16 protein-coding genes are annotated in these 24,904 nt (G+C 61.2%); 7 read left to right on the forward strand and 9 right to left on the reverse strand.

Annotation, left to right across the window (positions count from 1 at the left end):
• Positions 1–56: 56 nt before the first annotated feature.
• Positions 57–1,529 carry a betaine-aldehyde dehydrogenase gene (gene betB / locus KU43P_RS01690; RefSeq protein WP_317660773.1) on the reverse strand — a complete coding sequence of 491 codons (1,473 nt, stop codon included), beginning with the start codon at positions 1,527–1,529 and terminating at the stop codon, positions 57–59.
• Positions 1,530–1,567: 38 nt separating this feature from the next.
• The gene (gene betI / locus KU43P_RS01695) at positions 1,568–2,224 is read right to left on the reverse strand and encodes a transcriptional regulator BetI (RefSeq protein WP_317660774.1); all 657 of its coding nucleotides are present in this window, start codon (positions 2,222–2,224) and stop codon (positions 1,568–1,570) included.
• Between the two features lie 534 nt (positions 2,225–2,758).
• On the opposite strand from betI, the gene KU43P_RS01700 reads away from it, so the two are divergent.
• The 3 genes from KU43P_RS01700 (at position 2,759) to KU43P_RS01710 (ending at position 14,236) form a co-directional block, all read left to right on the forward strand.
• Positions 2,759–4,705: a BCCT family transporter gene (locus tag KU43P_RS01700; protein WP_317663700.1), complete on the forward strand. Its 1,947-nt coding sequence runs from the start codon at positions 2,759–2,761 to the stop codon at positions 4,703–4,705.
• Between the two features lie 122 nt (positions 4,706–4,827).
• Positions 4,828–9,465 (forward strand): dermonecrotic toxin domain-containing protein, encoded by a 4,638-nt coding sequence (locus KU43P_RS01705; RefSeq protein WP_317660775.1) that lies wholly within the window; start codon positions 4,828–4,830, stop codon positions 9,463–9,465.
• 145 nt (positions 9,466–9,610) lie between these two features.
• Entirely contained in the window at positions 9,611–14,236 is a 4,626-nt protein-coding gene (locus KU43P_RS01710; protein WP_317660776.1) for a dermonecrotic toxin domain-containing protein, read from the forward strand.
• 21 nt (positions 14,237–14,257) lie between these two features.
• Here KU43P_RS01710 and KU43P_RS01715 read toward each other — a convergent pair whose 3' ends face one another.
• From KU43P_RS01715 to gpmI, 4 genes are all read right to left on the reverse strand, one after another.
• Positions 14,258–15,022 carry a divergent polysaccharide deacetylase family protein gene (locus KU43P_RS01715; protein ID WP_317660777.1) on the reverse strand — a complete coding sequence of 255 codons (765 nt, stop codon included), beginning with the start codon at positions 15,020–15,022 and terminating at the stop codon, positions 14,258–14,260.
• A gap of 7 nt (positions 15,023–15,029) precedes the next feature.
• A complete protein-coding gene (locus KU43P_RS01720; RefSeq protein ID WP_317660778.1) occupies positions 15,030–16,352 on the reverse strand; it encodes a S41 family peptidase in 1,323 nt (440 codons plus the stop codon).
• A gap of 80 nt (positions 16,353–16,432) precedes the next feature.
• Positions 16,433–17,719: a murein hydrolase activator EnvC family protein gene (locus KU43P_RS01725; protein ID WP_317660779.1), complete on the reverse strand. Its 1,287-nt coding sequence runs from the start codon at positions 17,717–17,719 to the stop codon at positions 16,433–16,435.
• A 188-nt stretch (positions 17,720–17,907) separates the two neighbouring features.
• Positions 17,908–19,443, reverse strand: a complete 1,536-nt coding sequence (gene gpmI / locus KU43P_RS01730) for a 2,3-bisphosphoglycerate-independent phosphoglycerate mutase (RefSeq protein ID WP_317660780.1) — start codon at positions 19,441–19,443, stop codon at positions 17,908–17,910.
• 207 nt (positions 19,444–19,650) lie between these two features.
• Here gpmI and KU43P_RS01735 point away from each other — a divergent pair, with 207 nt between their 5' ends.
• From KU43P_RS01735 to secB, 3 genes are read left to right on the forward strand one after another with little or no spacing between them, the layout of a single operon-like run.
• On the forward strand, positions 19,651–20,064 hold the full coding sequence (locus KU43P_RS01735; RefSeq protein ID WP_317660781.1) for a rhodanese-like domain-containing protein: 414 nt from the start codon (positions 19,651–19,653) through the stop codon (positions 20,062–20,064).
• Position 20,065: 1 nt separating this feature from the next.
• Positions 20,066–20,320 carry a glutaredoxin 3 gene (gene grxC / locus KU43P_RS01740; RefSeq protein WP_317660782.1) on the forward strand — a complete coding sequence of 85 codons (255 nt, stop codon included), beginning with the start codon at positions 20,066–20,068 and terminating at the stop codon, positions 20,318–20,320.
• Positions 20,321–20,359: 39 nt separating this feature from the next.
• Complete coding sequence (secB, locus tag KU43P_RS01745) at positions 20,360–20,845, forward strand: protein-export chaperone SecB (protein WP_317660783.1); 486 nt, start codon at positions 20,360–20,362, stop codon at positions 20,843–20,845.
• Between the two features lie 47 nt (positions 20,846–20,892).
• On the opposite strand, the gene trmL is transcribed toward secB, so the two are convergent.
• Positions 20,893–21,354 carry a tRNA (uridine(34)/cytosine(34)/5-carboxymethylaminomethyluridine(34)-2'-O)-methyltransferase TrmL gene (gene trmL, locus KU43P_RS01750; RefSeq protein WP_317660784.1) on the reverse strand — a complete coding sequence of 154 codons (462 nt, stop codon included), beginning with the start codon at positions 21,352–21,354 and terminating at the stop codon, positions 20,893–20,895.
• On the opposite strand from trmL, the gene KU43P_RS01755 reads away from it, so the two are divergent.
• A complete protein-coding gene (locus KU43P_RS01755; RefSeq protein WP_317660785.1) occupies positions 21,353–21,790 on the forward strand; it encodes a hypothetical protein in 438 nt (145 codons plus the stop codon). The two genes, trmL and KU43P_RS01755, sit on opposite strands and share 2 nt — an antisense overlap.
• Before the next feature lie 396 nt (positions 21,791–22,186).
• Here KU43P_RS01755 and ntrC read toward each other — a convergent pair whose 3' ends face one another.
• Positions 22,187–23,623: a nitrogen regulation protein NR(I) gene (ntrC, locus tag KU43P_RS01760; protein ID WP_317660786.1), complete on the reverse strand. Its 1,437-nt coding sequence runs from the start codon at positions 23,621–23,623 to the stop codon at positions 22,187–22,189.
• Positions 23,620–24,705, reverse strand: coding sequence for a nitrogen regulation protein NR(II) (glnL, locus tag KU43P_RS01765; protein ID WP_317660787.1), 1,086 nt, complete (start codon positions 24,703–24,705; stop codon positions 23,620–23,622). Before glnL ends, ntrC begins: the two co-directional genes overlap by 4 nt.
• Between the last annotated feature and the right edge of the window lie 199 nt (positions 24,706–24,904).

The following is a 24,904-nucleotide window of genomic DNA, read 5'->3' on the forward strand; positions in this document are numbered from 1 at the left end:
GTGATCAGGGAGCGGAAACGCCCGTGCGCGGTGGCACGGGCGTGGCTAGACAAGGCTTAGAAAACCGAGTTGTAGCCGCCCAGCTCGACCTGGACCGACTTGATGCGAGTGTATTGAGCCAGCGAGCTGACGCCGTTCTCACGGCCGACGCCCGACTGCTTGTAGCCACCGACCGGCATTTCGGCCGGCGATTCACCCCAGGCGTTGATCCAGCAGATGCCGGCTTCGAGCTTGTGGATGATACGGTGGGCGCGAGTGATGTCGTTGGTGCAGACACCGGCGGCCAGGCCGTAGTCGGTATCGTTGGCACGGCGGATGACTTCTTCTTCGGTCTCGTAGCTCAGGATGCTCATCACTGGGCCGAAGATCTCTTCCTTGACGATGGTCATGTCGTCGCTGCAGTCGGTGAACACGGTCGGGGCCACGAAGGCGCCCTTGGCGAAGTCACCGGCAGTCAGACGCTCGCCACCGCACAGCACGCGGGCACCTTCTTCTTTGCCCTTGGCGATGTAGCCGAGCACGCTTTCCATGTGCTGGAAGCTGACCAGCGGGCCGAAGTTGGTGTTTTCGTCTTCCGGGTTGCCAACACGGATGCGGGCAACACGTTCGGCGATCTTGGCTTCGAAGGCGGCTTTCATCTCGGCAGGGATGAACACGCGGGTGCCGTTGGTGCACACCTGACCGGAGCTGTAGAAGTTGGCCATCATGGCGATGTCGGCGGCCTTGTCCAGGTCGGCGTCGGCGCAGATGATCAGTGGCGACTTGCCGCCCAGTTCCATGGTCACTTCCTTCAGCGAAGAGCTGGAGGCACTGGCCATGACCTTCTTGCCGGTGGTGGTGCCGCCGGTGAAGGAGACTTTTTCGATGCGCGGGTGCTCGGTCAGCCAGGTGCCGACTTCGCGGCCGCTGCCGGTCAGAACGTTGAACACGCCGTCCGGCAGGCCGGCTTCGGTGTAGATCTCGGCCAGCTTCAGGGTGGTCAGCGAGGTGACTTCCGACGGCTTGAAAATCATTGCGTTGCCAGCGGCCAGGGCTGGTGCGGATTTCCACAGGGCGATCTGGATTGGGTAGTTCCACGCACCGATACCGACGGTCACGCCCAGCGGCTCGCGGCGGGTGTAGACGAAGGAGCTTTCACGCAGCGGGATCTGCTCGCCTTCGATGGCCGGTACCAGGCCTGCGTAGTATTCCAGCACGTCGGCGCCGGTGACGATGTCGACGTAGCGGGTTTCCGAGTACGACTTGCCGGTGTCCAGGGTTTCCAGCATGGCCAGCTCGTCGTTGCGCTCGCGCAGGATGTCGACGGCGCGGCGCAGGATGCGCGAACGCTGCATGGCGGTCATCGCAGCCCAGACTTTCTGGCCGCGCTCGGCGCTTTCGACGGCTTTCTCGACATCGGCCTGAGTAGCACGTTGCACGTGGGCGAGGACTTCGCCGGTGGCCGGGTTGATGGCTTCGAAGGTGGCATCGGTGCCAGCGTCGACGTAACCGCCATCAATGTAGAGTTTTTGCGTTCCGAAACGGGCCATAGTGTCCTCGCAAGTGCAGTGTGTGATTGGCTTGCGCGTCACGCTCCTGCCGAGTTGGCAAGCGCCGTGCGCGGTGTTTCAGCAGCCTGGTCGTCTGTTGCCAGGGTGTGCTGTTTAGCCAGTTGTAGATCCATGTATTCGTAAGCAATCCGTATCGCCTGGTCGGTGTCGAATGCATCCCCCGACAACGCTCCACGCAACCACAAGCCATCGATCAGGGCCGCCAGGCCGCGGGCTGCCTTGCGTGCATGGTAAAGCGGCAAGACGCGGCGGAACTGGCAACACAGGTTGGAGTACAGGCGGTGATCGTTGATCCGCTGCAACCTGTGCAAATCGGGCTGGTGCATGCTGGAAGCCCAGAAGGCCAACCAGGTCTTCATTGCCGGGCCGTTCACCTGGCTGGCATCGAAGTTGCCCTCGATGATCACTTTCAGGTGAGCGCGCGCACTGTCGTCGGTCAGAGCCTGGCGCCGTGCCGCAACGCCTTCGTTGAGCATGCTCATGATGTAGCCCATCGTCGCTGCAATCAGGCCGTTCTTGTCCCGAAAGTAGTGACTGATGATGCCGTTCGACACACCGGCCAAACGGGCAATCAGCGCAATGCTGGCATCTCCCAGTCCGACCTGATCGACCGCTTGCAGCGTGGCTTCGATCAATTGCTGGCGGCGGATGGGTTGCATACCGACCTTGGGCATCTTGCTATCTCCTCCAGGCCTGACGAGCAGACGACAAGCGGCTGACTCGGCGAAGGCCAGTCTATTTTGTTTTGATTGAACGTTCAATCAATAAAGAATAAGCTCTGCGACAATTTGTGCCATTGACACTTTTTCAAGCGGTCAAAAGGGCACGGATTGACACCCCAGGAAATCGCGTAACCCCCGGAATACAAGGCGTTGACGGGCATGTGCGATGCGAAATGCAGATTCTGCCAAACGGTTTAACCCCTGCGGCAGGCCCTTGGAGCGGGCGGGGTGCTCTGTGACGAATGCGCGCACCTCCTGCGAGGCGTGGCATTTTTTGCAGACCACCTGTCTGTTTTTTGCAACGTATCCATTCGGGATCACGGTTTCCAGGGTGCTTTTATAACACCTGTAGCAGTGGGGCTATTGCACCAATTGCTCGGGAATAGACTGATTAGCCTCCATAGCCGTACTGCCCGGAGCATTCGTGCAATGAGTTCTGCCTCCCTTACCAAACCCCCCGCCGAGAGGGTACGGGTCAACCGCGTGGTGTTCTTCACCTCCGCGCTGATGATCCTTGTTCTGACTGCCTTGCTAATCGCTGTACCCGATACCGCCGGCCAAGTGCTGGGCGTGGCCCAGAAGTGGCTGACGCGCACTTTCGGCTGGTACTACATGCTGGTGATCTGCGGCTACCTCGGGTTCGTCGTCTTCCTGGCCTTCTCCGACTACGGCAAGCTCAAGCTTGGCGGCAAGGACGACCAGCCTGACTTCAGCTACGGCGCCTGGGCCGGCATGCTGTTCTCCTCCGGTATCGGTATTTCGCTGCTGTACTTTGGCGCCTCCGAGCCGCTGGACCACTACTTCAACCCACCGGAAGGCACCCCGGCCAGCCTTGAGGCCGCGCGCCAGGGGCTGCAGCTGACCTTCCTGCACTGGGGCCTGCACGGCTGGGCGATCTACGCACTGGTCGGCTTGGCCGTGGGTTACTTCGCCTACCGCCATAACCAGCCTCTGGCACTGCGTTCGGCGCTCTACCCGCTGGTCGGTGAGCGCTGGGTCAAGGGCGCCGCGGGCAACGCTGTGGACATCTTCGGCATGTTCGTGACCCTGCTGGGCCTGGTGACCAACCTGGGGATCGGCTCGATGCAGGTGTCTTCGGGCCTCGAGTACCTGTTCGGCATGGACCACAGCAAGACCAATTTGCTGGTGGTTATCCTGGTCATGGCCGGCGTAGCCACCGTAGCGGCGGTGTCGGGCGTGGAAAACGGCATCCGCCGTCTGTCCAACCTGAACATCATGCTGTTCAGCGGCCTGCTGATCTTCGTGCTGCTGGGCGGCGAGACCCTGCACTTGCTCAACGGCTTCGTGCAGAACATCGGCGACTACCTCAACGGCATCGTGCTGAAGACCTTCGACCTCTATGTATACGAGGGCGAGGCCGGCAAGTCCGAGCGCTGGCTGGGCCTGTGGACCGTGTTCTACTGGGCCTGGTGGATCTCCTGGGGCCCGTTCGTCGGCATGTTCATTGCCCGTATCTCCAAGGGCCGCACCGTGCGCCAGCTGGTCAGCGGCGTGCTGCTGATCCCGCTGGGCTTCACCCTGGCCTGGCTGTCGATCTTCGGCAACACCGCGCTGGACCTGGTGATCAACCAGGGCGCCGTAGAGCTGGGCAAGACCGCCCTGGAGCAACCGTCGATGTCGATCTACCAGCTCCTGGAATACTTCCCGGCGGCCAAGATCGTGATCGGTGTGGCGGTGTTCGTCGGCTTCGTGCTGTTCCTCACCCCGGCCGACTCGGGCGCGGTGATGATGGCCAACCTGTCGTGCAAAGGCGGCAAGGTAGACGAAGACGCCCCGCACTGGATGGTGGTGTTCTGGTCGGTGGTCATCACCCTGGTCACCATCGGCCTGTTGTTCGCCGGTAACTTTGAAGCCATGCAGACCATGGTGGTGCTGGCCGGCCTGCCGTTCTCGGTGGTCCTGGTGCTGTTCATGTTCGGCCTGTACAAGGCCATGAAGCAGGACGTGGCCGCCGAAGGCGAGCGCGCCGAGCTGGCCGCCCGTGGCCGTCGTGGCTTCAGCGAGCGCCTGGGCCAGCTGGAGTTGCAGCCGACCCAAGCCGTGGTCCAGCGGTTCATGGACAAGCACGTCAGCCCAGCGCTGAAAGATGCCGCCGCGCAATTGCAGACCCTGGGCTTCGAGGTTGAAACCCGTGTCGGCCAGTCGCGCAACATGATGGGCCTGCGGGTGATGATGGAAGAGGGCAACCCGTTCGTCTACGAAGTGAGCTTGGACGGCTACTTGGCCGCACCTAGCGAGGCTCCGGTCGAAGGCGAGCCGGAGGTGCGCCAGCGCTTCTATCGCGCCGAGGTGTACCTGCACGATGGCAGCCAGGAATACGACCTGATGGGCTTTGCGCCGGAGCAGATCGTGCGTGACGTGCTCGATCAGTTCGAGAGCCACCGGCAGTTGCTGGGTCGCGTTTACAGCTGACCTGGACCCAGGGCGCGGCCGCATCGGTGCATGCCTACGGTCGCTGATGGCATAACTGTTTAACACCCGTGGGGGGAGCGGCAAATACATGGTGCGCATTCGTCAACAAGCGGATGCGTGTCATGGCAAACCCCACTACCTCCATTTTCGATTTCAAGTATGACGTCGCAGCGCAGTTCGCTGACCGACCGACGTTGCGTCAAGTTGCGAGCGAGCAGCTCTTGTCGGTGCTGATCAAGGAACTGCCTTGGCTTGCATTCGTGACGCCTCGGCTCACAACGGCGGATCCGTTGATCCTCGACAGCCCTGTAGCGGGTGCCGACCACTGGACTACCGCGCCGTTGGTGGAAGTGGTGCTGCAGGCGATGCTCGACGGCGTGACCCTCGATCTGGAAGCCAGCGGTGGGCGCAGTCACAACCTTGGCTTGGCCAGTACCCACCGTTTCCCCGGCTCGAACAGCGAGCTGGACACCCGCAGGCTGATGGGCATTTCGCCAGCCCTGAATACACTGATCGCACAATTGCCAGGCCATTACCATCAGGCTCAGGTGAACTATTGGCGTGGTCAGTCGCGCTCGAGCGGCAAGAGCCGTGATCAATGGCTGCAATCGCTGATGAAGATGGCGATGATCAGCAACCTGCCTTTGCAAAACCTGGATGAACAACAGCAAGCGTGCATTCGCGGGCTGCTCCGTGGCGGCAGCGAACAGCCTTCAGTATTCGTTGTGCAGGTGACGCTGAGCTGGGGTGAGCAGGTGTTTACCGAGGTACAGTCTGGATTGCTGGTAACTGGCAATTGGGACGAGCGTGAAGTCATTCTCTGGTGCTCGCCCTCCAGCCAGATTCTGGCTTTCGATTCTATGGACGATTTCGCCGGCGCGTTACGTGATCAACTTGCCCTTCGCTACCATTTCAGTGCCATAAGCTGGGAGCGATACGAACTTGAAGGCAATGCTTTCTCCCAGTGGGTCGCATTGCTGCTTGACGGTATGCTCGAACGTATTGGCCAGTTGCGCCTGAAGGGGCTGACGCTCGAGGCGTTCGAGGGGTTGTACGAAACCTTGAGCGACCCTGCCCAATGGTGGATCGCCGGCTATTTCATTGATCCCTCTGCCAGGGCAACCGTGCCGCCCGGGATTGGCGCGGCAAAGCCGATCGACAGTTTTTCCTATCAAGATGCGCTACTCGATTTGGCGCTGGATCAGGCTGACGCAGGCGGAAAGTCTGCGTTAGACGGCATCCTTGACCTGCACAGCTATGCTCGCCGCGCGCTGCGCGAGCAATTATTGAAGGATTATCCGGCAGAGGCCAACTATCTTCCCGACGAGGTGATCGTGCACCTTGATATCGCCCAGGGCATTCCGGGTGGCGCCGGCGCCGGAACCGGTGGGGGTGAGCCGTTGGTGTCGGCAGGCACGAAAACCCTGACCGAATTCGCGATCGCCAACCTGAGCGCCCTTGACGGCGTAATCATCACGCGAATCAGCCATTCCAAGGATCAGTTGATCATGCCTTGGCTGGACGCCAAATACATCAAGGCATTGGTGGGTCGGGTCGATATCGGTGGCCGTTACCCACGCTACGTCGCTGATGCCTTCGATGATCCGCAGGGGCGCGTTGAGCGCTGCCAGCTCTTTGCCCGGGAATGGCGGCAGTCGCTACGTTTCAGCGCCTTGCAGGCAAAACTCGAGGGGAGGATTACCGAAGCCGGTCTGCAATGTGTGGTTGACCTGTGCAAAGGCAACTTCGAGGCGCTCCAGGACGGTGGGCTGATGCCACTTTCTTTCAAGCGCTCGTCGACCAGTACCCGGCATGATCTGGTCCAAGGTATGTACCTTTTGTTTTCCACCGAACCTTCAGTCGTATTGTTGTATCGCCCCCTCTATCCGGCAGATTCTTTGCGGCAGTTTTCCAGTTTCGATGACGTAATAGCGCAGATCCGCCTACCTGGCGCACTGCAGGAGAGCATCCTGACCTGGATGAATCCGGATGCGGGTTCAGTGTATGAGCATGGTGGTTTTGCCGAACCTCATATCATCCACATAGGGCAGGATCCGTATCAGTTACCTGACAAGCCTGAGCCCGCGCAGCTCGACCTGCAGTTGTGGCAGAAGGAGACGGACGAGCGCCTGTATGTGGCAAATCGGAATCTATTGATCGAGCTGGCTGACCGGGAGAGTACATCGAATGCCCAGAGTCGCTGGGCAATTCTCGGTAAAGGTGCCTGGCTGTTGTTCCACACGGTCTCGCTGTTGGCAAGAGGCCCGGTTGCCGCAGCGGCATGGCTGGTGCAGGAGGCAAGCAGCTTGCAGAGCGAGGGTGCGACGCATGGCGATGAGTTCGAGCGGGAGTCAGCCATTGTCGACCTGATTGTCAACCTGGGCATGACGCTGTTGCATGCGCGTTTGCCTGGTGTGACAAGCGCCCAGGGACAAGCTTTGCCTAGCGCCACCGCCTTCGATGGGCCGCTGGCCCAGGACGGTGGCTTTGCCTCTGCTTGGGTCGTTCCGGAGCAGGGCAAGGTGGGGATCCCGGGGCCGCTCAAGCTGCCTGGCGCTGTCGAACTCGACTTCAGCTGGCGCGGCAATCAAGGCTTCAATTGGCTTGCCCCGTTTCAGCGCGAGGCTTTGCGGGCGATGCGCTCGAACATCGTTCTGGAGGGGCTGAAGCCTTCGCCATCCGGTGTGTATGAGCAGGACGGGCAGCAGTACATCAGCCTGCTTGGTGAAGTGTTTGCCGTGGAAGAAACGGAGGAAGGTGTCCAGATAGTCGATGCCGCCGGGCAGTCGGGGCCTTGGCTTGTTCGTGAGCAGGGGGGCTGGCGGATCGACACCCGTCTGCGTCTGATGGGCGGGGCGCCCAAAGTGCGTCTGGGGCAACAGTACAAGAGGCTGGAAGCGCGTGCGAACAGCTTGACCGCTGAGGCTAATGAAGTGATGGGCACGTTCGACATCCTCAGCGGTGAGGTCATCGAGATGGAAACGAAGATCGAACAGCTGGGCGCGCTCAAGGCTGCGGAACACGGCAGGCGGCAGAAGGCCACGCAGGACAAGGATGAAACGTTCGACATGAAGGGTTCGGACAAGATCATGGACGCCTACGAAAAGCGTATCGCTGAACTTGATCTCGCGCAGGATGCCAAACGCCTGCAGACGGTAACCCAAGGCGAACGCCTGGTGGCCCTGGATCGCGAACAATGCGAGATCCTGCAGTCGATGCTCGAGCCCAAGTATGGGAACTACCGCGAAACCGGATTCGAAAGGACGTTGCAGGTAAAGTGGGACTCGCTCATGGCTGGCGTGATACGTCACAGCGAATTCATCCTCGAAGACCTGCAATACCTGGTGAACTTTCCCCGAATGCGAGAGCTGGCAGCTCAGTTCGATGGCGGCGTCACTCCACAGCTGCATGGGCAATACCGGGCTTTTCGCAGTGAGCTTGAAAACGCGGTGGCGATTCAAGAGCGAATGCTGGTCGCCCAGGGCGGGTTGGATCAAGTGCTGGTGCAAGTACCGGACACGTTCGATATCAGCATGGGAAACGCGCCTCGTAGCGTAGGCCAGTTGATTGCCGGGCGCCTTTTCACCACCGTCGACCTGCGTTTTCACCATGTCATGAACCTGGCTGATCTTGCGTTGCACCTGGACGGCGGTTCCCCAAAATTGATCAGGTATCGGGAAGCGCTTGCCAGCGATGCTCTGAGGAGCGCCGGCACGGCCCATGGTGAGTCGCTGATGGCGAACTTGAGCGTGGCCGATCGGATCAGCATCCTCCAGGAGGCTTGGGACGCCTATGCGGCCGCGATCATCGACGCGCTGCACCTGGAGCGGACAGGTGGCAAGTTGGTCGAGGTTTCCAAGCTCGAGCGCTACCGCAAGCATCTGCAATTGCTCAAGGAAGACGCCGGCAGGCTTCTAATGGATGCGCTTGCAGAGCAGGACGGACTGCAAGAGGGCCGCAAGAGGGTGCCCTATCCCAGAAGCAGCGCGCCGCAGCGGGCGATTCGCAACCGTGACGGTTTGCTCGTGATCGCCACCCAAGCCGGGGCTGGGTTGGAAGTCCAAGACCCTATCAGCAAGGAAAGCCTGCAGATTTTCGATTTGAAGGATGGCGAATATGTCCAGCGTGAGGATGATTTGCCTGAGCCCGTGTACGAGGGAGCCACTGAGGCTGACTCGCTGATCCAGGCCCTGCTCGAAGATAACAAAGACGTGTTGGCGATCGCCGAAGACTATGTCAGAGATGACGCGAACGGCCAGGTGCTCGATCGTCTGTTACAGCGGCAGATCAAACGCTTGCGCGAAACCATGAAGAACCTGACCAAGGACGGCGCGGATGCGCAGCAAATCGGCCTGCTGGACACCGAAGTCACCAGCATGCAAGCCCGGCAGGTTCTTCTGCTGACTGAGTTGTACAGCAAGACCCGCTATCCGACTGCGCATGGCTTGCGCTTCCTGCACGACCAAGGCTTGATCAAGGTCGACTACATCCGGCGAGACACATCGGTCGCGACCAGTCCTTTCGATGAGTTCAGGATTACCCGCCTCAACGCTTCTGGCGCCGCAAACGGGCGCGCCATCTGGGCGGCTCACTTTCACTTGGAAGGCCAGGCTTCGAACCTCGATGCCTTCACGTATGCGCACCTGAAGCTCTGGAGCCAGCGCTATCTGGGCAGACAGTACGAAGCGGCCAGTGGCAACCGGGTGCACCGTGGGCGCCTGACCGCCGAGGATATACAGGGCATCATTCCCCTGACCTGAGATGATTCGGAAAGTGGCCCCCGCCTGTATCAGGCGGGGGCTGCCTTCGATGTCGTGGGTGCTGACCCCAGGCTCAAATAGATACCGCCAGGCGAGTACGAATACCCCCACCCTTGTGCATTTCCACGCACGAGGAGTCGCACTCATGAGTCACCCCATCACCCCGCAGGTGGACATTCGCAGCGGTGTCCGGGCCATGTTCGCCAGCCGCCCGACGTTGCGTCAGGTGGTCGATCTGCAACTTGTGAAACTGATCCGGGAACACTCCCCGTCGGTCGTCAGGCATCTGCCTTCGTTGAACTCGGCCGGGGCGTTGTTGCTGCTTGCGCCGAACGCACCTGCACGTCCCTTGGCGGATATCGTGCTGCAAGCCATGCTCGATGGCACGCCGCTGGACTTTTCTAGCGTCGAAGGTGGTGGCTACAGCTTGAAGGCTGGGCCGGCTGAGGAGGTCGTTCTCGAACCGAAGGTACTTGCCGCCAGCCTCAATCAATTACTGCCATTGCTGCCCGAGCATTTTTACCAGGCGCAGATTGCCTTCTGGAATGGTCGCGGCGAAGACATCGACCGAGACCTCTGGCTGCAGCAGATGTTGCGTGCAAGCCTGTTCGATGGCATGCGAACAGCCAACCTGGAGCCCAACGCGCGCAGCTGCCTGCAGGATGTATTGTTGAGCAGGCTGGCGGGTATCACCGTGCAGGCCGTGCGCGTGAATTTGAATGCAGGGCCAACGAAGTACAGCGAGATCCTCCCTGATTTGCTGATCACCACCAGTGACGAAGTGAGCAGGATTATTCTGGCCTGCACACCGGCCGGTGAGATTCGCCATTTCGAGTCCTTGGAGCAATGGGCGGCGGCCTTGCAGCGGCGGATGGGCCGGCGCTTTGTCTTCGACAGCATGAGCTGGGACCTATTCACCGGTGATGGTGATGCGTTCGCGCTGCAGAGTGCATTGTTGCTGGAAAGCCTGCTGGCAGATGTCGCACGGCTGCGGCGCAGCCGGATAGCTACGGTTGCGCAGTTGGAGCAGCTTTATGCCCAGGCCAGCGAGCCCGCACGGTTTTTTGCATCGTTTGCCTCCGAGGCCAGGGCAATGCCACCCTTGCGCTTTCCAAGCAAGCTCACGATGGCTGAGCAGCAAGTACGAACAGCCTTTGCCCAGGGCTTGATCGACCTTACTGTGCTGCAGTCGATGTTCAAGCCTGGTGACGACCAGCTGCTTGTCGAGGACCTGCACGACTACACCTCGCGTCGCCTGCGCGAAGAGATGCTTAACGATCATCCGGTGGATGCCAACTATTTTTCCGACGATCTGCTGCTGACGATCGATACGTTCGCCAACGATCTGCATGACATGGGTATTGGTCAAAAGATCGAAAGCAAGACTATCACCTTGACCGAATTGGCCATCGCTCGGCTGATGGCGACCGATGCCGGTGTCATCACCCACATCGGGCACCGTGAAAATCAATTGATCATGGATTGGATGAACACGCGCTACGTGCGCGAATTGGTGAGCCGGATCGACATCGGCCGTACTTACCCGCTTCATGTCAAAGGGTTGCTGGATGACGAAGCGCTACGTGGGCAGCGCATCGCCACTTTCGCCGGTCACTGGCGGTTGACGCTACTGTTCGATGCTCTGCGCGCGCGGGTGGTCAATCAGCTCGATCAGGCCTCCTATCACGCGCTCGGGCGCTTCTGCCGGCAGGGTGCTGACGACGGTGCCGGCGTCAGGATCGCCCCCTTGGCTTTCAAGCGTTCAGTGACCTCCCACTTGGTTGAGTGTGTGCACGGCATGTATGTGATCGAACTGCGTGATGTGCCGGCTTTATTGCTGTATTGCCCGCTGTTGCCGAACAGCCTCTACCAGTTCGAGGATGCCGAAGCCTTGCTGGCCGCCATCCGAGAGCCCGGCAGACTTCAGCATGCGGTGCTGGTGTGGCTTGACCAGTCAATGCGGCCGATTTACGACAATGGTGGTTTCGAGGAACCGCATCTACCGAACATGTCCCTCGACCCGTTCAGCCCTTCGGAAAAGCCTGGACCCGCAGTGCTGCAACTCGATTATTGGGGTGAGGCGCTGGACACATACCTATTCAAGGCTCGGCAGTCGCTGTTGCTCGAGATCGCCGATCGCAGCGCCGTGAGTAACAGCCAGGAACGCTGGGGGCTGATTGGCAAATTTGCATGGAGCCTGTTCCACGTAGTCACGCCTGTATTGCCGGGGCCGTTGGCAACGGTGATCTGGTTGTATGCCGGTATCGAGCAGGTGATCAGCGATGTGCAAGTCTTGAGTGAAGGCGGTGAACAGGCGCTTGAGGCGATCGTCGATGTGCTGAGCAGCAGTCTGATGGCTTTGGTTCAACTGCAAGTACCGACCGTAAGCCCTGTTGCAGGAAAGGGGCCGTCTCTGCAGCCCTGGCTGGATGCTTTGCCAGGCGCCGACAGCCCGGCTGTGCGCCCGCTGCCAGCGCCTGCGTCGGGTGAAACCGCATCACTGATCGAGCTGCAGGCCAAGGCCGATACGGTGCTGGACTTTTCCTGGCGCGGGGTAGGCGGAATCAATGGACTGTCGCCCTCTCAGCGCGGCCGGTTGCGCCAACTCAGCGCGAAGGTTTCACTCGCCGGCCTGGTGCCTGTGCACCCAAGCCGTGGGGCGAGTTTGTATCAGCAAGGGGAGCGTTTCTATGCGGAGCTTGAGGGCGATGTGTACGAAGTGGGGATCGAGGACGAAGACGTGCGCATTATCGGCAAAGACCAGAATGCCGGCCCGGCACTGGTAGGCGAAAACGGCGTCTGGCGAATCAAGACCGGGTTGTTCGGCGGCAGTGGCAGGGGCGCGAAAGAGCGTTTGAGTCGCAAGCTTGAGCAGCACGTCACCGGCCCGCTCAAGGCTTTGCAGCGTCACGTAGAGGCCATCAAGCAACGGGAAGCGGGCTATGAAACGCTTTCCAGCGAGTTGAATGAACTACATGCTTCGCTGAGAAAGCTTCAGGCTCTGCTTGAGCAGGAACCACCCCTGCAGGCTGTCGAGCGCGAGCGTTTCGACAAGCTCCAGACGCTTTACCGCGAAAAGCAGGCGCAACTTGAAGAGCGCATTCTGAGCAAGCGCCGTGAGCGGCTGGAACTGGTGAAGCAACTGGAAAGCGATCACCTCGGCGCTGAGCAGGCCTTGGTGTCGTTGCGCGATAACCCCAACTACATCCCGACGCCATCGCGGGCTAAAAGCGAACGCGAAACCTTGGTAGGACTGCGACAGAATCTGATCGCCTATGAAATGATCATCATCGACGAGACAGTGAGCATTGGAAGCTTCGGGCAGTATGGGCCGGCAATGGACGCGTACAATGCCGCACCTGAGCCGCAGAAGGCCGCGTTGCTTGCGCGCGCGCGAGGCTTGCTCGAGGTTGCGGTCAAGGACTTGCCAACCATGATCGATGCCTCCACGAAGCTCGACCGTTTGATCGCACTCAGTGATGGGCAGCTGCTGATCCCTTATGTCGGGAGCAGAATTGCGCTCGATGAACTCATCCCTAAAAGGCAAAGGTCGACCGTCGCACTCTGCTATATACAGGCGATGCACCTTGCCGAACTCGCCCTGCAGATGCACAGGGTCAGCCACGAGCAGTTCCTCGGTTTTCGCGACGCGGTCGCTGGCAAGCGCTTGCGTACGGCGGCCAGTGCGCACGATTTGTCGGTTTACCTCGATCTGCCGGTAGCTCAAAGGATCGAGTTATTACAAACGGCATGGGACGAATACCTCGCGGCCTGGCTCAATGTCGAAAGGCTCAAAGGCTTGAGCAAGCAGGTGCTCGCTGTCGATTGGCTACTGGCCTATCAGCTCCAGGTGCAGCAATTGAAAACACTGGCGGGTGATGCCCTGGTCGCAGCCATGCGTGAACAGACCACTGGGCAGGCTCTGGTACCGGCACGAGCGCTGCATGCACGCAAGGTATTGCAGGTGGCCCACACGCGGGATGGGCAGATTGTCATCGGTGTCGAGGAGACAGTAGAGGGGCAGGCGCAGTTGCAGGTCCACGACCCGCTGGGTAGCGAGATCCTCCATAGGTTCAACCGCGAGCACGGAGTATGGGTGGAAGAGGTTTCGGTTGAAGAAGCCCAGTCACAGGATGTGTCGCCAGAGCCCGATGCGGCCACCGCAGTGATTGCCCAAGAACTCTTGCAGGGTAATGGCAAGGTTATTGAACGCGCTGAAAGCATGGCTGACGAAGATGCGGACGAAGGCGTGTTGACCGACACGCTCAACGGGCAGATCAGCGACCTTGAACATTTCGCCAGGCTGCTCGACGCTCACAGCGAAAGGGCAGGGCTGGTAAATGAGTTGCGCGACAGCGCTGAGGCACTGCGTCGCAAACGGGTCGAACTGCTGCAAAAACTCTACACGCGCACTGCCTACCCCAGCGCACGAGGGCTGCGCTTCCTGCATGAGCAAGGCCTGATCACGGTCGAGTACGTGGGGCCGCGCCAGCAAGACTCGAACGGTTACATGGACGAATACAAAATCAGCCTGAAGACCAAGCCTGGCAGCAAAGGCCGGCCGTTATGGGCGGCGCATTTCCATTTTTCCGACGCCCAAGCAGCCCCTACGGACTTCGAAAAAGGCCACCTGAAGCTATGGCGTCAGCGCTTGCAAGGATACAAGGACCAGATGATCGCGGCGCAATCGGGGGAAGTGCTGAGGATCTACCGTGGCAACCTTACGCTGGCCCAGGCTAGCGGCATCATCCCCTTCCATGGGTTGGGATGAGGCTACAGCGGGTCCGGAGCGTCAGCGGTTGCTGTAAATACCATGCCTTCCATGCCCAGGCATGGCCTGATTGCTGCGCTCGGCGATCATTTGCTTGAGGCCGATCAGGGTGATGCCCTGGCTGGAAAGCCGGGGCAACGCTTGTTCCAGTACTGCCAACGTCTGTGGGTAGGGGTGGCCGATCAATACCGCCGAACCTTGGCGATGTGCCAGTTCCATGCCTCGGCGAAGCTGATCGGCAATCGCCTCGGGCGTGCGCACGTCATCGAGAAATACGTCACGAGACACATGCGCCAGGCCGATGCGCTGGGCTTCGGCGGCGGCCACGGTGGCAGCGCTGGTGCGGCTGTCGACGAAGAACAGGTGGCGCTGCTGCAACTCGCCCATCAGCCAGGCCATCGGTTCACGTTGGGCGGTCATGCGGCTGCCCATGTGGTTGTTGATGCCGGCGGCATAGGGGACTTTGGCCAGGGCCGCCTGGAGCCGGCTGGCCAACTCGGGCAATGGCGTGCCGGGGTGCCAGGCATAGGGGCCGGTGGCCGGGTCCATCGGCATGTGCAGGATCACCGTCTTGCCCGCCCTGTGTGCCTGGCGGGCGAATTCGCTGGCATGCGGGGTATCGGGCATGATTGCCATGGTTACCGGGCCGGGCAGCGCCAGGGTGCGGCTGTCGCGGTCAGCGCTTTGGCCCAGGTCGTCGATGATGATGCTCATGTAGGCCTTGGCTGGCGCCGCATGTGCGGTGCCAGCCAACAGGCAGAACAGCGTGAACAGCAGAAAACGCATGAGAGTATCAGTGGCCCTTGGTGATGTTCAGGCCCTTGAGCAGGCTCAGTGCCTGGCTGAGCTGGAAGTCATCGTCCTGCGGCCGCTCTTTGCGCTTGCTGCTGCTGGTCGGTCGGTCTGCGCCCCCGTTGCCGTTGCCCAGGTGACCCTGCAGATCGGCTTCCTTGAAGTTGTCGGTATCTGCTTCGGCGGTGAGTTTGGCCGGGCGCACTTCTATGTCCGGGACGATACCCTGGGCCTGGATCGAGCGCCCATTGGGGGTGAAGTACAGTGCGGTGGTGAGCTTCAAGGCGCGGTCGTTGGCTAGCGGCAGCACGGTTTGCACCGAGCCTTTGCCGAAACTGTCGGTACCCATCAGTACGGCGCGCTTCTGGTCTTGCAGGGCGCCGGCAACGATCTCCGACGCCGAGGCACTGCCACCGTTGATCAGTACCACCAGTGGCACGCCTTCGCTGGCATCGGCCGGATCGGCCGAGAAGCGCAGTTCGGAGTTGGCGATACGGCCCTTGGTGTAGACGATCAGGCCCTTGGTGAGGAAGTGGTCGGCCACTTCCACCGCCGATTGCAGCACGCCGCCGGGGTTGTTGCGCAGGTCGAGCACCACACCGCGCAGTTTCTTGCCGTTGTCCTTGCGCAGTTTGGCCAGGGCCTTGCCCACTTCCTCGCCGGTCTTGACCTGGAACTGCGTGATGCGGATGTAGCCGTAGTCGTTTTCCAGCAGCTGGCTCTTCACGCTCTTGACCTGAATGACCGCGCGGGCCAAGGTCACGTCGAAGGGGTTGCCGCCGTCGCGCACCAGGGTCAGGGTGATCTTTTCACCGACCTTGCCGCGCATCTTGTCCACCGCTTCGGTCATGGTCTGGCCGCGGGTCGGGGCGCCATTGATCTTGACGATCAGGTCACCGGCCTGAACGCCGGCACGCGAGGCGGGGGTGTCATCGATGGGCGATACCACCTTGATGAAGCCGTCTTCCTGGCCCACTTCGATGCCCAGGCCGCCGAACTCGCCGCTGGTGCTCTCCTGCAGTTCCTGGAAGTCTTCAGGGCCCAGGTAGGCCGAGTGGGGGTCAAGGTTGCTAAGCATGCCCTTGATGGCGTTTTCCAGCAGGGTCTTGTCGTCCACAGGCTCCACGTAGGCAGCCTTGATGCGGTCCATGACCTCGGCAAAGGTGCGCAGCTCTTCGAGCGGCAGCGGCGCCTTGGCGGTTGCCTCGGTGGCCGGTACTGCACCAGGCTTGGCGGGCGCCGGCTCGGCGGCGTAGGCCAAGGGCGCGCCGATCGCCAGGGCGATGGTCAGGGCCAGCTGGGTGAGGCGAGGCGAGTGCAGCATGTCGAACGAACTCCTGATCCTGTAGACGCTCCCTGGGGAGCCCCGGTGCAGCGCCTGGCGCTACGCCGTGAAAAATGAACCTAACCTCTGCACCATTGCGCAGGATCGGTTGGCCGGCCCTGCTGACGGATGGCGAAGTACAAGCCCGCACTGTCCTGGCCACCACTGTCGCCAACGGTGGAAATGGCTTCACCGGCCTTGACGATGTCACCGGCGCTCTTGAGCAGGCTCTGGTTGTGGCCGTACAGGCTCAGGTAACCATTACCATGGTCGAGAATGACCAGAAGTCCAGCGCCACGCAACCAGTCGGCAAACACCACGCGCCCGCCGTGTACGGCGTGTACCTGGGTCCCGGGGTTGGCGCTGATTATCACCCCGTCCCATTTGGCGCGGGCATCGGTGCCGCGGGCATCGCCGAAGCGTGCCAGCAATCGACCATTGACTGGCCACGGAAGTTTTCCTCGTGCGGCAGAAAATGCGCCGCCATAGCTTGCGCCGTCGCTGGATACTATCGGGCCCAGGGTGGTGCGGGCCTTTTTCGGCGGTTCGGCATCGTTGCGAGCGGCCAAGGCTTCCTGTTGGCGCCGCTTCTCGGCTTCCTGCTGGGCCAGCAGGGCTTTCTTGCGTGCCTCCTCGGCTTCGCGAGCCTGGCGAGCCAGGGTTTCCTCGATGGTCTTGAGTACTTTGGCCAGGTCGGCCTGGTCCTGTTCACGGGCCTGCAATTTCTGGTCGCGGTCTTTTACGTCGCTGTTGAGCTTGGCCAGCACCTGCTGGCGCTTGCCACGTTCGGATTCCAACGCCTGGCGGCGGGTGTCGAGGTCGGCGCGCTGGCTCAGCAATTGCTCCTGCTGGCGGCCTATGTCCTGTTCGACGTTGGCCAACTGGCGCAAGGTTTCGTTGAAAGCGCGCAGTTGCTCGGTGCGCGCCTTGCTCAGGTAGTCGTAGTAGCTGAGGGTACGGGCGAACTTCTCAGGATTCTGCTGGTTGAGCAGCAGCTTGAGGTATTCCTCGCGGCCGTTGTTCTGGTAGGCGGAGCGGGCCTGGATGGCGATCAGTCGCTGTTGTTCACTGCGGGCGCTCTGGAGTTTTTTTTTCTCGGAATCAAGGCGCTCCAGCTCGCCTTCAGTCTTTTTTAGTTCTTGTTGCAGGGCCTCCACCTGCTTTTCCAGGTTGCCGATGTCGGTTTCGGTGGCCTTGAGGTCTTTCTGTACGCCGGCCTTTTCTTCCTGGAGCTTGCCCAGCGTCTTCTTGAGCTCGGCGATGTCCTGGCGGGTGGCGTCCAGTTGTTGCTGGGTCTGTGCGCGCTCATCGGCGAAGGCCGGGCTGAGCAGGCAAGACAGGGCGAGTAGGATCAGGGCGCGGAACATGGGGTTTGGCGTACCAGGGATGGAGACTGGCCTAGTATGCCCGCCCGGGCCTGCAAAAAAAACGCCTCGCTGCGGGTGCGGCGGGGCGTTTGTCTGGAATTCATGTACACAGGGGCCGCTGCGCGCCCCAATCGCCGGCAAGCCGGCTCCCACAAAGGGCAGGCCGGGAAGCGGCCCCTGTGCCTCGATCAGGCCTCGACCAGAATCGAAGTGCCAGTCATTTCAGCAGGCTTCTCCAGCCCCAGCAGTGCGAGCATGGTCGGTGCCACATCGGCCAGCACGCCACCTTCGCGGACCTTGACCTTGCGCTTGCCCACATAGATGAAAGGTACCGGCTCGGTGGTGTGCGCGGTGTGCGCCTGGCCGGTGCATTCGTCTTCCATCTGCTCGACGTTGCCGTGGTCGGCGGTGATCAGCGCTTCGCCGCCAACCTTGTCCAGCGCCTCGACGATACGCCCGACGCAGCCGTCCAGGGCCTCGACGGCCTTGACTGCGGCGTCGAACACACCGGTATGGCCGACCATGTCGCCGTTGGCGTAGTTGACCACGATCACGTCATAACGCTGCTGCTCGATGGCCTCGACGATGCGGTCGGTGACTTCCGGCGCGCTCATTTCCGGCTGCAGGTCATAGGTAGCGACCTTCGGCGACGGGATCAGAATGCGCTCTTCGCCTTCGAATGGCTCTTCGCGGCCGCCCGAGAAGAAGAAGGTGACGTGGGCATACTTTTCGGTTTCGGCAATGCGCAGCTGGGTCTTGCCGTTCTTCGCCAGGTATTCGCCCAGCACGTTGTGCAGGCTGGCAGGGGCAAAGGCCGCCGGGGCCGGGATTTTCGCCGAGTACTGAGTCAGGCCGATGTAGGCCGCCAGTTTTGGCAGACGGGCACGGGGGAACTCGTTGAAATCCGTTTCGACGAATACACGCGACAGTTCGCGGGCACGGTCGGCACGGAAGTTCATGAAGATCACCGCATCGCCGTCTTCGACCTTCACCGCGTCGCCGATACGGGTGGCTTTGACGAACTCGTCGCTCTCGTCACGGGCATACGCGGCTTCGAGGCCGGCCACGGCGCTTTCGGCGGTGTATTCGGCAACGCTGTCGACGATCAGGTTGTAGGCGGCGCTGACGCGGTCCCAGCGGTTGTCACGGTCCATCGCGTAGTAGCGGCCGATCAGGCTAGCGATACGGCCCTTGCCCAGCTTGGCGAAAGTGGCATCGAGCAGTTCGATGGACGATTGCGCGCTGCGTGGCGGGGTGTCACGGCCATCGAGGAAGGCATGCAGGTAGATCTTCTCGGCACCACGCTGCGCGGCCAGTTCGGCCATGGCGATCAGGTGGTCCTGGTGGCTGTGCACGCCACCGTCGGAGAGCAGGCCGAGAATATGCACGGCCTTGCCGGCACCCGCTGCCTTGTCCACGGCGCCGGTAAGCACCGGGTTCTGGAAGAACTCGCCATCGCGAATGGCCTTGGTCACTCGGGTGAAGTCTTGGTAGACGACACGGCCGGCGCCGAGGTTCATGTGACCGACTTCGGAGTTGCCCATCTGCCCGTCCGGCAGGCCGACATCCATGCCTGAGCCTGAGATCAAGCCATTGGGCTGACTCGCGCGCAGGCGGTCATAGACCGGTGTGTTGGCGGCAAAGATGGCGTTGTATTCGGGGCTTTCGCTGTGACCGAAACCATCCAGGATGATCAGGACAAGGGGTTTGGGGGTGCTCGTCATCAATCAAACTCACGGTTGTTCAAAGATGATAAAGACACGCATTTTAGGGCAAATGCGCCACCTGCGGCGAATAATCGTCCTGTTCGCTGACCAACGTCGCCAGCCTGCGTAACATGAAGGCACCGTTCCGGCCGGCCTGACGGGCTTTGGTGGTCATGGGGGGCTGTGTATACTGGCCGGCATTTTCAATCGCCTGGAACACCGCTGATGGTTGCTCACCTGATTCAATTCGCGACAGATCACTACATCCTGGTTGCGATCTTCGTCGTTTTGCTGGTTGCCTTGCTGGTCAATGAAATTCGCCGCGGCGGCCAGAGCCTGAGCAATGGCCAACTGACCGCGCTGGTCAACGCCGACAAGGCCCTGGTCATCGATATCCGCCCGACCAAGGACTACTCCGCCGGCCATATTGTCGGTGCGGTGAACATTCCGCAGGACAAGCTGGCCAACCGCATGGCCGAGCTGGACAAGCACAAGGAAAAGACCCTGATCGTCGTCGACGCGATGGGCCAGCAGTCCGGCATGATCTGCCGCGACCTGCTCAAGGCTGGTTACACCGCCGCCAAGCTCAGCGGTGGCGTTTCCAGCTGGAAAGCCGATAACCTGCCCCTGGTGAAGTGATATGAAGCCCGTCATCGTCTACTCCAGCGACTATTGCCCCTACTGCATGCGCGCCAAGTACCTGCTCGAGAGCAAGGGCGTGGCCTTCGAGGAGATCAAGGTCGACGGCAAGCCGCAGGTACGCGCCGAGATGAGCCAGAAAGCCGGGCGTACCTCGGTGCCACAGATCTGGATCGGCACTACCCACGTTGGAGGCTGCGATGACCTTTATGCCCTGGAGCGCGCCGGCAAGCTCGACGCGCTGCTGGCGGCCTGATTTGCACTGCATTCAAAAACATTAGGATAAGGATCTGCCATGACTGACCAACAGACCAACGGCGCAGCCGCCGAAGACAACAGCCCTCAGTTCTCCATGCAGCGCATCTACGTGCGCGACCTGTCGTTCGAGGCGCCGAAAAGCCCGCAGATCTTCCGCCAGCAGTGGGAGCCAAGCGTTGCCCTGGACCTGAACACCAAGCAGAAAGCCCTGGAAGGCGACTTCCACGAAGTGGTGCTGACCCTGTCGGTGACCGTCAAGAATGGTGACGAAGTAGCCTTCATCGCCGAAGTCCAGCAGGCTGGTATCTTCCTGATCAAGAACCTCGACGCGTCTTCGATGAGCCACACCCTCGGTGCGTTCTGCCCGAACATCCTGTTCCCGTATGCCCGCGAGACTCTGGACAGCCTGGTGACCCGTGGTTCGTTCCCGGCCCTGATGCTGTCGCCGGTGAACTTCGACGCCCTGTACGCGCAAGAAATGCAGCGCATGCAGGACGCCGGCGAAGTGCCGACAGTACAGTGATTCTGCCGGTATGAAAAAAGCGCCCTTCGGGGCGCTTTTTTGTTCCCTCAGCTTCCGGCAAACCCCTGCTGGCGCCACGCCTCGTACACCGTAACCGCGACGGTATTGGACAGGTTCAGGCTTCGGCAGCCTGGTCGCATGGGCAGGCGCAGGCGCTGTTCGGCTGGCAGGGTGTCGAGCACCTCGGCCGGCAGGCCTCGGCTCTCGGGCCCGAACAGGAAGGCATCACCTGGCTGGTAGGCCACTTCGTGGAACGGATGCGAGCCCTTGGTGGTGAAGGCGAACAGCCGCGGGTTACCCAAGCTTTCCAGGCATCCGGCCAGGCTTTCGTGGCGCTTGAGCGTGGCATACTCGTGGTAATCCAGCCCGGCGCGGCGCAGGCGCTTGTCGTCCAGCTCGAAGCTGATCGGTTCGATCAGGTGCAGCTCGCAACCGCTGTTGGCGCACAGGCGAATGATGTTGCCGGTATTCGGCGGAATTTCTGGTTGAAAGAGGATGACGTGAAACATGCACGGCTCCAAGCATGAAGATGGCGAGCATTCTACCCCTGAAGCGGACCTGCGATCGAAGGGCTTCCCGCGTGTGCTGCTGTCCCTGGCGATCGTCGGTGTCATGGTAGGGCTGATGATCGGGCGCCTGACCTCTCCGGATGAGCGCGTACTGGAGCAGGTGGACGTGGTGCAGGATGGGCTCGACCTGTGGTTCAACGAAGAGCCGAAGCTGCACGGTGAGCATGTGGAAGGAACGGTCGCGGTGTTGTTCGAGGCCGATGGCAAAGCCCAGCGTGGGCAGTTGAGCCTGCAGGGCAAGCCTGTTGGGTGGCGATTGCAGAAGAGCGAAGAAGGGCTGCTGCTGACTCTGGTCGCCGCTCGCCCCCTGCAGGGCGAGTGGGCCGGTGCAGAGGACGCTGGGCGTTGGCGTGTGCAGGTGCGACTGCACGAATAAAAGAGGGGATTTCCCGGCCTGCCTGTACCGAGGTCCCCAAAACTGGAGCGACTGCGAATAAAAGAGGGGTTCACCCGGCCTGCCTGTACCGAGGCCCCCAAAACTGGAGATATCTGGGTTATTGCAGGGGGCGTGCCAGTTTTGAAAAGCCCGGGAATATTGGGGTTTGAGGGGGATTCGGACGGGTTTCGCGGGGATTTGTGCCTTGGGGCGGTGCAGGAGGCACAGGATCGGTGCAGGGTTGGGGCAATATGGACAGGTTGCAGGTCTATTGTGGGAGCCGGCTTGCCGGCGATCAACGGCGAAGCCGGTGCCTTGAATTGCGGCGCCTGCATCGCCGGCATGCCGGCTCCCACAAGGTCAGGTGACGCCGGCTCCCAGAAAGTCAGCTAAGGATCAATGGTCCTCGCCATCGTCATCATCCCCACCATCCACATTCATCCCCAGCTCCTTGATCTTGCGGGTCAGGGTATTTCGCCCCCAGCCCAGCAGTACCGCCGCATCGCGACGTCGGCCTGCCGTGTGCTTGAGCGCCGTCTCGATCATGATCCGTTCGAAGCTGGGCACGGCACTGTCGAGCAAATTCGATTGGCCGCGTGCCAACGCCTGGTCGGCCCACTGACGCAGCGCCTGCTCCCAGTTGGTGACCGGGGCTGCATCCTGCGGCAGGTTCAGCAGTTCCGGTGGCAGGTCACCAATCAGCACTTCGCGGCTGGAGGCCATCACGGTGATCCAGCGGCAGGTGTTCTCCAACTGGCGCACGTTACCGGGCCATGGCAGGTTGCGGATGAACTCTTCGGTTTCCGGCTTCAGCAGTTTCGGTTCGACGGCCAGCTCCTGTGCAGCGCGGCCCAGGAAGTGACGGGCCAGGGCCGGAATATCCTCGCGGCGGTCGGCCAGGCGCGGGATATGAATGCGGATGACGTTGAGGCGGTGGAACAAGTCTTCGCGGAACTTGCCGGCTTGTACGAGGGATTCAAGATTCTGGTGAGTCGCCGCGATGATCCGCACATCGACCTTCACCGGCACATGGCCGCCGACGCGGTAGAACTCGCCATCGGCCAGCACCCGCAGCAGGCGGGTCTGGGTATCGGCCGGCATGTCGCCGATCTCGTCCAGGAACAGCGTGCCGCCATCAGCCTGTTCGAAACGCCCGCGCCGCAGGTTGGCGGCACCGGTGAACGCACCTTTCTCGTGGCCGAACAGCTCTGACTCCATCAGATCCTTGGGGATCGCTGCCATGTTCAGTGCGATGAACGGTGAGGCTGCACGGGGGCTATGGCGATGCAGGGCGTGGGCTACCAGCTCTTTGCCCGTACCGGATTCGCCGTTGATCAACACGGTGATATTGGAGTGGCTCAGACGGCCAATGGCGCGAAACACTTCCTGCATCGCCGGCGCTTCGCCGATGATCTCCGGGGTGCGGGCAAGCGCCTGCGGGGCATCGAGGCCTTGCTGTTCCTGGGCGTGCTGGTTGGCACGTTTGACCAGCGACACGGCTTCGTCGACATCGAACGGCTTGGGCAGGTACTCGAAGGCCCCGCCCTGGTAAGAGGCCACGGCACTGTCCAGGTCGGAATGGGCAGTCATGATGATGACCGGCAGCCGCGGGTGTTGCTCGCGGATCTGTGCCAGCAGGTCCAGCCCGCTGGCGCCTGGCATGCGGATGTCGGAGATGATCACATCCGGCTGCTGCCGGGCCAGGCGTCCCATCACGCCATCGGCGCTGTCGAAGCTCTGGGTGGTCATGCCTTCCTGTTGCAGGGCTTTTTCCAGTACCCAGCGGATGGAGCGATCATCATCGACGATCCATACGGTTTCACTTCGGCTCATGAGGCGGTGGCTCCTTGTTCCAGGGGCAGGAAGATCGAGAAGGCGGTATGACCCGCATGGCTTTCACACTCGATCAGGCCCTGGTGCTGGCTGATGATGTTCTGGGTAATGGCCAGGCCCAGCCCGGTACCGTCCGGGCGTCCACTGACCATGGGATAGAAAAGGGTGTCCTGCAGTTCCGCTGGAATGCCGGGGCCGTTGTCGATGATCTCGACCCGGGCCACCAGGCGATGACGCACGTGGCCAATGGTGAACTGGCGAACCGCGCGGCTGCGCAATGAGATGCGGCCCAGGCGCAGTTCGTTTTGCGAGCTGATGGCCTGCATGGCATTGCGCACGATGTTCAATACCGCCTGGATCATCTGTTCGCGGTCGATCAGCACGTCCGGCAGGCTGGGGTCGTAGTCGCGCACCAAAGTGATGCATCCCTGGCTCTCAGCCTCGACCAGGCTGCAGACCCGCTCCAGCACTTCGTGGATATTGGTCATGGCTAACGATGGCAGCTTGTTCGACCCGAGCATGCGGTCCACCAGGTTCCGCAGGCGGTCTGCTTCCTCGATGATCACATTGGTGTAATCACGCAGCCCCTCTTCGGGGAGCTCGCGTGCCAGGAGCTGCGCCGCGCCACGGATACCGCCCAGCGGATTCTTGATTTCGTGGGCCAGGCCCCGCACCAGCATCTTGGTGGTTTCCTGCTTGCTCAGCTGCGCTTCTTCCTTGGTGATACGCAGCAGGCGATCGCGGGGGTGTACCTCAAGCAGCAGCAGGGTATTGCCCTGGTGCAGGATCGGCGTCACGGCGTAGTCGACCGTGATGGTCTGCCCGGTCAGCGAGGTCAGTTGCGCTTCGCGCTTGGTGAAGGGGTGTGCTTGCTCCACTGCCTGGCGCAAGGAGTTGAGCGCCTCGGTCGACTCGGTGAACAGCTCGCTGATGAATTGCCCATGGCTGCGTTGGCCGCTGACCGCCAGCAGCATTTCGGCGGCCGGGTTCATGTATTCCAGGCGCAGCTCCGCGTTGAGCAGGAGCGTGGCCGTGGTCAGGTTGTCCAGAAGCAGACGGTGCTGTGCATCGCTGATGGTCATATGGCGTCGTTGACCTCTTTTGGCGCTGGCAGGCCCAGGCGAGGGCCAGGGGCGGGCGCGCTATGGATCCGCTGATGCCAGGAAAATGCAAGAAACAAACCAAGGCTCCGAAAAGAAGCGGCATTTCCGGATAAAGACCCGGAATTGCGCTCATTCGGACCAAAATGCCCTGGTTTACCGTTTCACGTGACCTCTTTTG

The organism is Pseudomonas sp. KU43P (genome assembly GCF_033095865.1).
Taxonomy (GTDB): Bacteria; Pseudomonadota; Gammaproteobacteria; order Pseudomonadales; family Pseudomonadaceae; genus Aquipseudomonas.